The sequence below is a fragment of the Parashewanella sp. 2210YD4-3 genome (assembly GCF_056591735.1).
This window is the reverse complement of record NZ_JBWQOG010000001.1, coordinates 68204-81235: the sequence shown is the minus strand read 5'-3', so window position 1 is coordinate 81235 and position 13032 is coordinate 68204. Positions and strand designations below refer to the sequence as shown.

The 13032-nt window shown below is 39.6% G+C and carries 13 protein-coding genes; 2 read left to right on the top strand and 11 right to left on the bottom strand.

Annotated features, from left to right (window positions below; all coding sequences use genetic code 11):
* Positions 1-467 precede the first annotated feature (467 nt).
* A complete protein-coding gene (gene yiaY, locus AC1EU0_RS00325) occupies positions 468-1616 on the bottom strand; it encodes an L-threonine dehydrogenase (protein ID WP_480299896.1) in 1149 nt (382 codons plus the stop codon).
* A 349-nt stretch (positions 1617-1965) separates the two neighbouring features.
* Here yiaY and AC1EU0_RS00320 point away from each other — a divergent pair, with 349 nt between their 5' ends.
* Positions 1966-2505 carry a prepilin-type N-terminal cleavage/methylation domain-containing protein gene (locus AC1EU0_RS00320; RefSeq protein WP_480299895.1) on the top strand — a complete coding sequence of 180 codons (540 nt, stop codon included), beginning with the start codon at positions 1966-1968 and terminating at the stop codon, positions 2503-2505.
* A gap of 32 nt (positions 2506-2537) precedes the next feature.
* On the opposite strand, the gene AC1EU0_RS00315 is transcribed toward AC1EU0_RS00320, so the two are convergent.
* The 7 genes from AC1EU0_RS00315 to trhP form a co-directional block, all read right to left on the bottom strand.
* Positions 2538-3881, bottom strand: coding sequence for an OprO/OprP family phosphate-selective porin (locus tag AC1EU0_RS00315; protein ID WP_480299894.1), 1344 nt, complete (start codon positions 3879-3881; stop codon positions 2538-2540).
* A gap of 33 nt (positions 3882-3914) precedes the next feature.
* Positions 3915-5351: a class-II fumarase/aspartase family protein gene (locus AC1EU0_RS00310; RefSeq protein ID WP_480299893.1), complete on the bottom strand. Its 1437-nt coding sequence runs from the start codon at positions 5349-5351 to the stop codon at positions 3915-3917.
* A gap of 43 nt (positions 5352-5394) precedes the next feature.
* Positions 5395-6735, bottom strand: coding sequence for an SLC13 family permease (locus AC1EU0_RS00305; RefSeq protein ID WP_480299892.1), 1341 nt, complete (start codon positions 6733-6735; stop codon positions 5395-5397).
* Between the two features lie 168 nt (positions 6736-6903).
* The gene (locus AC1EU0_RS00300) at positions 6904-7164 is read right to left on the bottom strand and encodes a YfhL family 4Fe-4S dicluster ferredoxin (RefSeq protein ID WP_480299891.1); all 261 of its coding nucleotides are present in this window, start codon (positions 7162-7164) and stop codon (positions 6904-6906) included.
* 180 nt (positions 7165-7344) lie between these two features.
* Positions 7345-7770 (bottom strand): hypothetical protein, encoded by a 426-nt coding sequence (locus AC1EU0_RS00295; RefSeq protein WP_480299890.1) that lies wholly within the window; start codon positions 7768-7770, stop codon positions 7345-7347.
* Positions 7771-7862: 92 nt separating this feature from the next.
* Positions 7863-8300: a hypothetical protein gene (locus AC1EU0_RS00290; protein ID WP_480299889.1), complete on the bottom strand. Its 438-nt coding sequence runs from the start codon at positions 8298-8300 to the stop codon at positions 7863-7865.
* Between the two features lie 144 nt (positions 8301-8444).
* Positions 8445-9830 carry a prephenate-dependent tRNA uridine(34) hydroxylase TrhP gene (gene trhP / locus AC1EU0_RS00285; protein WP_480299888.1) on the bottom strand — a complete coding sequence of 462 codons (1386 nt, stop codon included), beginning with the start codon at positions 9828-9830 and terminating at the stop codon, positions 8445-8447.
* Positions 9831-10099: 269 nt separating this feature from the next.
* Between trhP and AC1EU0_RS00280 the strand changes: the two genes are divergently transcribed.
* Entirely contained in the window at positions 10100-11629 is a 1530-nt protein-coding gene (locus tag AC1EU0_RS00280) for a putative bifunctional diguanylate cyclase/phosphodiesterase (protein ID WP_480299887.1), read from the top strand.
* Here AC1EU0_RS00280 and AC1EU0_RS00275 read toward each other — a convergent pair.
* The 3 genes from AC1EU0_RS00275 to AC1EU0_RS00265 are packed head-to-tail and all read right to left on the bottom strand — an operon-like array spanning position 11586 to position 13027.
* Positions 11586-11999, bottom strand: a complete 414-nt coding sequence (locus AC1EU0_RS00275; RefSeq protein WP_480299886.1) for a thioesterase family protein — start codon at positions 11997-11999, stop codon at positions 11586-11588. The genes AC1EU0_RS00280 and AC1EU0_RS00275 overlap by 44 nt on opposite strands.
* A 12-nt stretch (positions 12000-12011) precedes the next feature.
* Positions 12012-12485 carry an NYN domain-containing protein gene (locus AC1EU0_RS00270; protein ID WP_480299885.1) on the bottom strand — a complete coding sequence of 158 codons (474 nt, stop codon included), beginning with the start codon at positions 12483-12485 and terminating at the stop codon, positions 12012-12014.
* A complete protein-coding gene (locus AC1EU0_RS00265) occupies positions 12482-13027 on the bottom strand; it encodes a hypothetical protein (protein ID WP_480299884.1) in 546 nt (181 codons plus the stop codon). Before AC1EU0_RS00265 ends, AC1EU0_RS00270 begins: the two co-directional genes overlap by 4 nt.
* Positions 13028-13032 lie beyond the last annotated feature (5 nt).

Here is a 13032-nt window from a genome sequence, read left to right as displayed (position 1 = left end):
TGTGGAAGCGGGCGTAATCATATAGCGGGGAGTTCAAGCTCGCAAGCTCTTTTTAATAAAAGAATGTTTGATTGATGAGTAAGTGTTCAATCTTGTTGTAATGTCACAGTTTCTAGCTGTCTCTAGGGCCTATTGAACTTTCGTGATTATTTTTGCAGCGATAAATTGGTTATCTTATGCAAGGCGGAGTTTGTAAAGTGTGGTTACTCCACATAAACAAACGATAACGCAGCAGCTTTCTGTTTTCAAAGTAAGTACCAATTTACGCTGTCTTCGATGCTTTTGAGCACTTCCTGTTCAGTGTTGTGACCAGCTTACTTAGATGGCTAAGCTTCACTGCTCACGCCTTGAACAGATAAGCGCTCAAATAGCACAAAATTTAATCCTGAAAGATCTACAGGCCCTAGTATAATGAGGAAATAAAAAAAGGTCGCCGGAGCGACCTTAATTAAATCTACACTTATCCATTAAAGTGCATTTTTGAAGATTTGGCAGATTTCTTCATGAGTTGCTTGCTTAGGGTTGGTGAAACCACAAGCATCTTTTAAGGCGTTATCAGCAAGAGTAGGAATATCTTCTTCTTTAACACCTAGCTCAGTCAATGATGCTGGAATATCAATGCGTACAGAAAGTGCTTTAATCGCTTCAATACCAGCTGCAGCACCTTGCTCGTCACTCATTTCTGCTACATCTACGCCCATTGCAATTGCTACATCTTTTAATCGAGCAGGAACCACTTGTGCGTTGTACTCTTGAACGTGTGGCAGAAGTAGTGCGTTACATACACCGTGTGGAAGGTCGTAGAAACCACCCAACTGGTGAGCCATCGCGTGAACATAACCCAAGCTTGCGTTGTTAAATGCCATACCCGCTAAGAACTGAGCGTAAGCCATTTGTTCACGAGCTTCGATGTTTTGTCCATCTCTAACTGCGTTTTCTAAGTTATCACGGATAAGTTCAATCGCTTTGATTGCACAAGCATCGGTGATTGGGTTTGCCGCAATAGAAACGTAAGCTTCAATGGCGTGAGTTAATGCGTCCATACCAGTAGCTGCGGTTAGTGCTTTTGGTTTTTTGATCATTAGCTCAGGATCGTTCACAGATAAGATAGGAGTAGTGTTCTTATCAACGATTGCCATTTTAATATGACGGTCTTCATCAGTGATGATGCAGAAACGAGTCATTTCACTTGCAGTGCCCGCAGTAGTGTTGATCGCGACCAAAGGCAATTGTGGTTTTGCAGAAACATCAACACCTTCGTAATCTTTAATGCTGCCACCGTTAGTAGCCACTAAAGCAATACCTTTCGCACAATCGTGTGGAGAACCACCACCTAAAGAAATAACAAAGTCACAGTCATTTTCTTTTAGAATTTTTAAACCCGCTTCAACATTGCCTACTGTTGGGTTAGGTTGAGTACCGTCAAATACGAAAGATTCAATGCTGACATCGGCAAGCTTAGCAACTAAACCACCGGCAATGCCGATTTCGACTAATGGCTTATCAGTAACAATAAGCGCACGTCTGAACCCTAAGGTTTTAATATCGCCAATAGCGTCATCAACTGCGCCTTGACCAAGTACATTGACTGAAGGAATAAAAAATTTAGCCGCCATGATGCGTTCCTCTTAAAAAGTTTAAATTGAATGTTTAAATGCAATTCCATTAAGTTTTCATCGAAAGCCTAGTGGAATTGCCTCTTTTCTTGGGTACTAAATTAACAGGGTCAAAATGACTACGCTGTGATTTAGATCAAATGTTCTAAATAGTTAAAAATAATGATGAAGTTTATGTAAGCAAAGTCTGCTTTTTATGAAAATTTGACTCGTTATCACGCTATTGATTAGGTGTGTTTTAAAATCACAAATTAAGAAATTTTTCTTTTGTGCTTTGGTGTGGAGTAAATATTCTATATCATTCTAACTAACGGGCTTATGGCTTTACATTTTCTAGAATGGATTAAGAATGATGTTTGATTTAAAAATTGCGGTTAACCGAGCAGAAAAAGGCTTTACTCTAATAGAGTTGGTAATGGTTATTGTGATCTTAGGAATCATAAGCGTTGTTGCGCTGCCTAAATTTATGGACTTTAAACGAGATGCAAGAATTGCGACTTTGAATGGATTAGCGGCTTCTATGAAAAGTGCGGCAGAAATGGCGCATGCAAAGGCTGTAATGCAAGGGATTGGCAAGGAGTATAGCGGTTTTGTTGATATTGATGGGACACAAATAAGGTTTATAAACCAGTATCCGTACCAAAATGGCAATGGGATTTTGAAGCTTTTGGATCATGATATTAAAGGGTATGGAAATGGAACAGGAGCCGATAATACTATATATGATTTGGTATACAATGGAACTGGTAAATTAAATGTCACTTTTGGCGAATTATCAGGTAAGGCACCAAATGGAATACAACCACAAAATACAGGTTGCTTCGTTCAATATAGTGTTGGAACAGCAGATAATTCTGTAGAAATAGAAGTTATAACTACCAAATGCTGAATTTACTGCTGCTCATCAGTACTGATCGTGTTTTAGAATAGGTACTGCACTCGAGCTACAATCCCTTTGCCTTTATCTTCGGAGTTTGTTAAGGCAGTTAAAGCATCACTGTTTCCTGAAACCTTAGTGTCTAGATAATTGAACATGACCCTGATTTGTGGATTAACGTAATAATTCATACCTAAAGTTAATACTTCAACCTCAGTTCCTTGAGATTCGTTATCCAGCTCAGCGTTATCGAATTTGCTGTCTGCGTTACTGAATCTGACATAAGCCTCAAGTGCATGTCGAACCCCTTTAGGCTGTGAAAATACCCCTTTAGCTTGATCATAATATCGAGATTCCCCCGTGATAAAGTAGCTACCAGTGACATAATAGCCTGAAAGCTTTGGCTCAGAATCGGCTGAATCAACCGTGTCGGCATTGCGTTTGATATATTCTGATTGAAGCGAGAGTGGCCCATAGACACCTGCGAATTCTATCCCTCCCTCTGTAATGTTTTTAACCGCAACATCTTGACCACCCATTCTAGAGTCCAGCAGTCTAATATTAGTATTTCGGATTTCACCTCGAGCACGATTTCTAAAGTTGGCATCACCATTGTCTCGGTACGATCCCCAAACACCGAAATGAACAACTTTATCTTTTGTTGCTATTGGTGCGAAATTAGCACGGCCGGTAAATGCCCAAAGGTTTTTACCGTTGCCATCTTCTCGACCATTACTCGAGCCATCAGCAGCTTGATACATACCAACAGCGTAACGAAGTCCGTATGACTTAAAGTTTTGGTTTACGCGTAAGCCCCAGTTGAAAAAAGGAGAGACAGCATTGACGATAGTTGAGCGAGAAATCGTCGTGATGTAATTGCTGCTGGTGGTGGCTTCAAGTGTGGTGTCTTCTTTTATTTTACCAACTTGAATTTGTGGCCCGCCTATTTTTTTGAAGCCGTTATAGCTAAGGATGGCATTTTGAATTCGTCCGTCTTCTCTGTTGGTTCCTGAGCGACTTCCACCACCAAAAGCAAGTGTGAACTTGTAACTCCAGATAGGATTCATATTGCCAGATATACCAATTCGAGCCCGTCGAATAAACAAATCGCTGGCACGTTTTCCTTCGTTCATCCCATTATAAGCGCCATCAAAGTTATCGTAATCGAGGTGAAAGCGACCGTTGATTTTAAAACTTGAACCAGAATTTTTATTAGATATTCGTAACCCACCTCCAGTGGTTTTTATCTTTGTGGCGCTCTTTTCAAGTTTCGATATGCGTTGTTTTAATTGATTGATTTCATCATTTCTAGAATGAGCAAAGGCTACATGACTCGCTAGCAGCTCAATGCAAACTATGCTCATTAGCATTTTTTTATTGATAGTCATAACAAACTTCTTATGTCAGTTGGTTAAAAGCAATCAAATTCCTTTTGTTACTGTCCTTACGGCTCTATCCACCATCTCAGGTGCTGCACCAAGATAGTTTTCGGGATTAAGTATCCGGTCTAAGTTGTTGCCGATATTCTTCTTGAGTTCTGGATTAGATAAGATCACTTGACGAAATGTTTGATTGGGTTTGGCTTTTTTTATCGCAGCTTTAACCATTTTGTAAGCTTTCGCTCGACCAATTTTTACCGCTAAAAATTGCATGACAGCTTGAGACATTGAATAACCTTGAGATAAATCGAGGTTGCGTTTCATTCGTTCTGGGTACACTTTAAGTTTCGAAAACATTCTTTCTGCTCTATCTAGCGATTCAGACGTGATTAAGAACATTTCAGGGATAAGAGACCACTCAGCAATCCATGGTGAACCCGTTCGAGTATCAGCGTGATCCGTGATTTCTAGAATGCCAGACATTCTGACTCTTGCCATTCTGGCGAGGCCGCTCATAAACTCAGATGCTCTAGGGTTTTTCTTTTGAGGCATGGTACTACTTGCACCACCTTCGCCTTCTTTTATTTCCCCAACTTCGATGCGAGACCAGTTATTAATGTCAGTAGCAAGACGGCTAAGAGTGCCATTAATCAGGCCAACTACCGCAAGGGTTTCTGCAAAGTGGTCTCTGCTTGCGTTCCAAGGAATTATCGGAACGTTTAAATTAAGCTGTTTATTAACTTCGGCTTCGACTTTTAACCCTTTAGGCCCAGTAGCGGCTAAGGTACCTACCGCTCCTGTAGATTGGCCAATGGAAACTCGAGGTAAAAGCTCGGCAATGCGCTGCCTATGGTGATAAAACTCAACCATATAAGTGGCCATGCGAAAACCGAAAGAGGTTGGGGTGGCTTGTTGACCATTAGTTCTTGCCGCCATAACTGTTCGTTTATATTTCTCCGATAACTGTGCAGTAAGCTTAATAACATCAGCCAGTTGTTTATCGAGGAGTTTTAAAGCATCCCTGACTTCTAACACTGTGGCAGTATCCATCACATCTTGAGTTGTGCTTCCCCAGTGCAGGTAATTACTGACAGCTCGACCGCCCTTTTTATTCACCAGTTTAATGAGTGTTTTAATAGGCCGACCTACTTTATTCGTGCCGGCACGTAAAGCCTCTATATTGATGTTTTTATACTGCGCAGCCTGCTGAATTTTTTTAGCGTTGGCTTTAGGTATGACACCATACTTTGCCTGAGCATTCGCTAAGACTCTCTCATAAAGTAACCAGTTTTTAATTTGGTTTTCATCCGAGAAGATAGCGCGCATTTTTGGTGTGCCAAATAAGTCACGATAAATTGCAGAATCAAACACTGAAACATTTGGAGCAGAGGTGTTCGTCGATGTTTTAGCTTGTGCCAATCCACAATGCCCGGCTAGAAGAAAAATGGTTGTACATACGGCTGAGATTGTTTTTTTCATAATCATTCCTCAATTGGATCAATTGTCTTTGAGAAAGCGTGCTTCATATGAACCTCCAGACGAATTCAGCTAGAAGCAGTAACAAGATAATGCTACTTAAACTTATCAGCAGTCCATACAGCATCATTTTGTTCATCGGAACTTTGCCTGTTGCAAATACAATGGCATTAGGTGGGGTTGAAATGGGTAGCATAAAGGCGCATGAAGCCGCGACGCCAATCATGGCGGCCATGATCATAGGGTTTACTCCCATCGCTTTGGCGACGGGAGTGAATATTGGAATTAAAATGGCAGCGCTAGCCGTATTACTTGAGAGCGCTGTCAATGACACAACCAATAAGGCTACCGCAGAAAAAACAACCCAATGTGTTGTTCCAATTAGATAAGCGCTCACTGAGCCTGCGATATAATCACTGACACCAGTTACTCTTAAAACGGCAGATAGCCCCAAACCTCCGCCGAACAATATTAATACCCCCCATTCAGTTTCTTTTTCTATGTCCTTCCAATCTGCAACTCGAAAAATACCCATCATGCCAATGGAGAAAAGTGCAATGACGACATCAATATGTTTTATGCCACCGAGTAAGGCCGATAAAGGTTTGGAAAAAATCCAAAGTACAATCGTGGCTAGCGCAATTAAAATAGTTAGTTGACGGGAGCGAGTAAATTCAAATGGTTGAGGAGAAAAATCAAACTCATGATTAAGATCAGGCTTAATGCACAGCCAAAGTATTCCTAAAACCAATGGGAGCAAAAGCGTTGCAGCCGGTAATCCATACCAGATCCAATCCATAAAACCCAAATGCATTTCATTAGCCACAATGGCATTGGGAGGACTACCGACTAACGTAGCAACACCGCCTGCACTGGATGAATAAGCTAAGCCGAGTAAGGTAAAGACATAAAGTTTAGTTGAGGGCGTTTTGGTGCTTCTTTCAATCAAATTCAGAGCTAAAGGAGTCATAACTGCAACGGTAGCTGTGTTTGACATCCACATCGACATAAAAGCCGTGAATATAAAAATCAAGAAGACGGCATTGAGTAGTTTTCCCTTAGCCAACAAAATGACTTTATCGGCCAACACTAAGTCTAACCCTTGCTTTTTTAAGCAAGCAGCTAGTGAAAAACCCGCGAGAAAAAGAAAAATTACTGGAGATGAAAAATTCGATAAAGCCTGTTTTAGAGGGAATATCCCACTGACGGCTGCACACAACGGCACCAGTAATGCTGTAATACTGATAGGAATCGCTTCAGTCAGCCACAGAATAGCGATAAAGATAAATTCACTAAACCCCTTAGCTAACAGTGGCTCAAACGGAAGAGTATTGAATAATAATGCATACAGTAAAATGTCAAATCCCACAACGAAGCTTTTTTTCATAAAGAAAGCCTTTAGGTGGTCAATTTTAGGAGGAAGTCGGGAGGAGTATGTTGTTTTATTCTGTCATATTATTTTGTGATTATAATCACAAAATAGCGGCTAAGTTAGAGGAATTAGATAGTATCAAAAAGTCTTGATTATTTAGTAAATACTGCAAGAGAGATAAAATCAATCCAGTTTTATTTTACCTGTCAAAATACCGAACTTAACTAAAAGCTCATCTTCAGACTCTTCTCGGTTTGGATCGGGGTCAATGCAATCAATCGGGCAAACTGAAATACAGGTAGGTTTATCGTAGTGACCAACGCATTCTGTACAAAGGTCGGGATCGATCTCGTAGATCTCTTCCCCAAACGTGATTGCTTCATTAGGGCACTCAGGCTCACACATATCACAGTTGATACATTTGTCATTAATAAGTAATGCCACGTTGTTGATATTCCTACAAAAAATTAGTTACAGCAAGGGTTTCAGAGAATATGCACCAACCAAGCGTGGTTACTATTGATTACCTTGAAAAGCGGTATTTTACTATAAAAGTCGATTTTGCGTAACACAATTAATAACACACGTTTATCGTTGCAAGCCGTAAACCAAATCTAATAGGATTTATTGCCAGTCTGAACAATGGCTAGTATCACATATGAGTCCCATCCAGTTTTTTATTGGGCCTGAAAATATCTGCTTGTTTATCGTTTTATCGAGAACAACTGCAGATACTTCCTCTACTACTTTATCATTGCCGAATGTTTTTTCCGACTGTGGGGTAATATCCAACGTCATATGATCTGGCTCTGGTGAAGTAACGTTCCAAGTAGTAGTAAGAATATCATTACTCGCATTTTGTATTGGGGTGCAGGTTTTGATGTTGGGATCTGATTTTTGTTCGTTATTGCAGGTTTCAGCTCCAGTTGTCGATGTGATGCTGTGTAGAGAAAAGTTATTCACTAAGTTCTGCGGAGTAAGAATATTGTCTGCAGGAAATGAATTAAAGCTCAATAGGGTTAGGCATATTAACAGTGCTGATTTTTGCATATCGATACCTTTATGAGTTTATTGAAATAGCCATAATAAAATCAGGTTTGATGAAAGAGCTATGCTATACACTTTAACAATTTTCTCACTCATCACTTCCAACGTCGGCATTGAATATCATTACAAATAATGCCTTGTTTGTTATGAAGAAAGCCTAAAAAAAGTAGTTTATGAGTTTTTGGGTTTACCACTTTTGCAAATTCTGGGATGAAAAATCGTCGAGAGAAATATAAAACACCATCATTGTTTTGAATGTGTACTTTTCCTGCGTGAATACCAAATACGATGTGAGCCTCTAATTTATCATTAGCACCGTAAACAAAGATTGGCATACAAGTTTTATAACTGGCGAGGTTTGCTTCTTTACAAAGCTCCATTCCATTCTCAGGTGGATTTTGGGCAAAGTTATTGTTGAAGTGCATTTGTTTGGTGAACACATCCCTAGTCCGGTCTGATGCTAAAACAGGATATGAAAACGCTGAGTATAAAAGCAAAAACAATAGTGGGAATACACGTTTTAGAAATGACATTTTACTGGCTTTGTAGTGGTTTATTTCAAAGCACTATATCAAGTAGTAATTAGACAATGATTACCTATTCATGTGCTTTTAATTAACACTTTTTAATAAAAAAGGCACTCGATGAGTGCCTTAAGTTTTGACTACAGAGGAAGCCTAAACAGTGGCTTGCTTTTCAGCTTGTGGATTACGAGTATCTTGCCCACTTTGCAAGTTACGCAGCAAAATGCCTTTGTTTAGATCCACTTCGTTAGGTACATCAAGATACACAATGTGACCATTACCTTTACCTGATTCTACTGCTTCACCTTTACGGTTCTCAAGGCCTTCAATTTTAAGGTTCATATTGCCTTGCGGAGTCATTAGCTCAACACTATCGCCGACTGAGAACTTGTTTTTTACATCTATTTCAGCAAGACCAGCATTGTTGCGAACACCTGTAAGTTCACCACAGAATTGCTGGGTATCGCTGACTGAATAACCATAATCGTAATTTTGATATTCATCATGAACATGGCGACGAAGGAAACCTTCGGTATAGCCACGGTGAGCCAAACCTTCTAACTGACGCATTAAACTCGGATTAAACTCTTTACCTGCTACGGCATCTGCAATCGCTTGTTTATATAGCTGAGCTGTGCGAGCAACGTAATAGAAAGATTTAGTACGGCCTTCAATTTTTAATGAGTCCACACCAATTTTAGTAAGTCGCTCAACGTGTTGAATTGCACGTAAGTCTTTTGAGTTCATGATGTAGGTGCCATGCTCATCTTCAAATGTAGGCATATACTCACCAGGGCGATTGGCTTCTTCAAGCAGATAAATATTATCAGTAGGAGCTCCTTCACCTAAGGTTGGGGTTTCAATTTGAACGCCATTACCGTTAGGGTTTACCGCTACAACATCGCCACTATCATTTTCTTTGGCTTCATGAGCATCGTACTTCCAACGACAAGCATTGGTACAAGTACCTTGGTTAGGATCTCGTTTATTCATGTAACCCGAAAGTAAGCAACGGCCAGAGTAAGCCATGCAAAGTGCGCCATGAACAAACACTTCTAATTCGATATCTGGACAGCGTTGACGGATTTCTTCAATTTCATCTAGTGATAACTCACGAGACAAGATCACACGCTTGATGCCTTGCTGTTCCCAAAACTTAACTGAAGCCCAGTTGATAGCATTTGCTTGCACAGATAGATGAACTTCTTGATCGGGAAACGCTTCACGAACCATCATGATAAGACCTGGATCGGACATGATTAGTGCATCTGGCTTCATAGAAACCACAGGTTCCATATCGCGGATGTAAGTTTTTAGTTTGGCATTATGTGGGGCAATGTTACTTACAACGTACAGTTTTTTGCCTAGCTCATGAGCTTCGTCAATTCCTGTTTTCAGGTTTTCAAGCTTAAAGTCGTTGTTGCGCACTCGTAAGCTATAACGAGGCTGACCAGCATATACAGCATCTGCACCATAGGCAAAAGCGTAACGCATATTTTTAAGGGTGCCTGCAGGAGACAATAGCTCAGGTGTAAACATAAATACTCTCAAATTTTCTAGTAACAACACCGCCACTTGCGGGAGGGAGCGTATTTTACTTAATCCAGCCAGTAGTATGCAAATTAATCCGACAAAATTACTAGGTTTTTGATTTATGTCATTGCGAGTAACCAAATATTCAGGAGGAAATCGATAATTTTCTAAGAAAACGACTTGTCATTTAAGGGGTTTAGAGCCATATTTTATTGAACAAAGTTTGCGCAACACATAAATAATAAAAAAATCAGCGACCAATAAGGATAATAGGCGTGTTAATTTTAGGGATATCTACAACTCTAGCCATAGCGTTAGTGATGCTTTGCTGGGTGTTATATAGCAAGTACAGAGAATCTAATCTTGAAGATGAGTTCATTAGTAAGCTTTCAAGTAAAATAGCACAACAAATTGAGCATCGTACGCCATTAAAAATGTACGATGTCCCCCTACGTTATAGAATACTTTACTCCGCAATTGACAATTTCTTAAAAGTTATTCCACCCCCAACAGGCCTCGATAAACTAACAGGTTTGATGAATCGTATAGGCTTAAAAAGTCGTTTAGCGATGCAAATGCCAGTGAAAAAAGGGTACTTTGTTTTACTCGATATTCATCGTTTTAGGTTCGTAAATAATATGTTTGGTTTTTCGTTAGGCGATCAACTTTTACAGCGGTTTACAGACAGACTAAAAACTATGCCAAGGCGTCCTAAGCTAATGGCAAGAATGAGTGGCGCTGAGTTTTTTTTGTATTTTGAGCACTATTATCCAATCGAAGAGTTACTTGAACTACAGCAGCAGTTACAAGCACCGATAAGAATCAACAATACCCCCATTACTGTAAAGTTAAAAATGGCGGTTTTAGGGTTAGAAGAACATCACTCTGATGTTAGTACCATGCTGAAAAGATTAGATCTTGCTTTAAAAAAATCTGTAACTAGCCCGTTGCTCTTTTCAAGTTATCAAGCTGGTGATGACCGAATACAAGATCGTGAAATCGCGATTATTGCTGCGATTCCAAAAGCCTTAAAAAAAGACCAAATGTACATAGTATATCAACCTAAAGAGTCATTACCTTGCAGTGGTTTTTCACAAGTGGAGGCTTTGATCCGGTGGGAACATTCAGATATTGGCTTTATCTCTCCTTCGGAATTTATTCCGTTGGCTGAACAAGCGGGGATGATAGATATCGTTAGCCAATGGGTATTGGAGAAAGTACTGGAACAGCAGGTGTTATGGCGCAGCGCAGGGTTATATACTCAAGTAGGTGTAAATATGTCTTCTTCTGATTTGTGTTCTGACAATTTGGTTAAGGACATTGAATCAGCCTTAAAAAGACACAATTTACCAGGTGAGTGTTTAAGCATAGAGCTGACGGAAAGCAGTTTGATGGAAGATACTCTAAAAGCCACTGAAACACTACATTCATTACGTGATTTAGGAATTTCGATTGCCATTGATGATTTTGGAACTGGTCATTCCTCACTTGCCTATTTAAAAAGACTCCCCATTGATGAAGTGAAAGTGGATCGTTCCTTTTTAGAGGATATCTTTAATGACAAGGCTTCACTTTTTATCCTTGAAACCAGTATTAGCTTGCCTAAAAAGCTAGGGTTAGATGTGACCGTTGAAGGTGTTGAAAGCAAAAAGGTTCGAGAGCTACTCTTAAGAATGGGAGTAAATAAAATCCAAGGTAAATTTTATTCTGAACCCCTAAAACCTTTTGAACTTGAATTAAAGTGGGGCGAACTCAGTAAAACTAGAATTGCTGAGTTAACTCGGCCATCAATGTATCTGGCATAGCGGTTAGCTGTCTTTTGGTGTTCATACACACCATTTCAATTTTAGCTATCACCGCTGGTTTAGTCGCATTTGGGCGGTAAATTTCTTGATGCCAGACGGTGCGGTACTGGCTTTCGATGAAAAATTGAGTTCTTACATCGATGATATCACTAAATTCAACACCTTCTTGGCAAGTCATTTCACTTTTATAAACGGCAAAGCCCAGTTGTTCTTGTTCCCACAGTTGCTTTAATCGCGCTGCCCCGATCACATGCTCTCTCGCTCTTTCAAAGTATTTTAAGAAATTAGGATGATACACGACACCTGAAAAATCGGTATCTTCGTAATAAATCTGGACTGGGAAGTGAAAGGTTTGACTCAAATTGTGCATGTGTTTCTAGTGCTACCTTAGGAGTGAGTTATTGATTTCTATATATTCATTACAAGAATCAATCAGGGATTTAGCCGTCAAAGATGGTACACCAAAAACCTTAGTCTGGATATTGTACTTAGAAGATATTTTGGAGAGTAAAAGGCTGAAGTCTCCGTCACCAGAAAGTAAAACAACTTCGTCAACTTCTGGGGCTGATTCTAGCACATCTATGGTTATACCGACATCCCAATCTCCTTTTGCAGAGCCATCTGCACGTTGAATAAAGGGTTTGAGTTTTACATCAAATCCAATATGTCTTAGTGCGTCCTGAAACTTAATTTGACCATCATCATCTCTCGCAATGGCATATGCGTTTGCTATGGTTATATCGCCTTGCTCACTAAGTTGAGTCCAAAATTTACGATAGTTGAATTGGCGACCAAAAGCTTCTCTTGTGGTGTAGTAAATATTTTGAACATCGACAAAAATTGCAATTTTCTTCACATACGCTCCTTAATGAATGTTAGGTATTCTTGATATCCCTTTTGAGAAAAGTTAGGTGAGCATTGATTCATAAAACCATGTAAATATTCCGTTTGGATAACATCAGTATTGGATTTGGTGTTGAGCTTATCTAAAACAGTTGCTAAATCAAAATGCATTTCTTTAGTTGGCATAATATGAATGGTTTTAAATTTAGGGGTTATGTCCAAAGCATGCCTAATTTGCCCACCATAGAAACAAATCGCATTTTGAATTTTATCTTGATTAACACTATCCGTAATATTCCAAATGGCTGATGCGCCAGCACTGAATCCAATCAAGTTAACAGGAGACTTTAACTCACTCAATAATTTGGTAAGCGATTTCGTATACGAATCTATCCCTGAGTGTTCCATAAAGTGGCAGTATGCCTGTTGCTCATTTTCAAAGGTTAGTAACTGACCATCATAAGGATCGTGGATTACGGTTTCCGGGCTAACTTCATATACGAGATTTTGAAGATAGGGAGTTATGCCCCAAATATCGCTGACAAAAATATTCATGATGT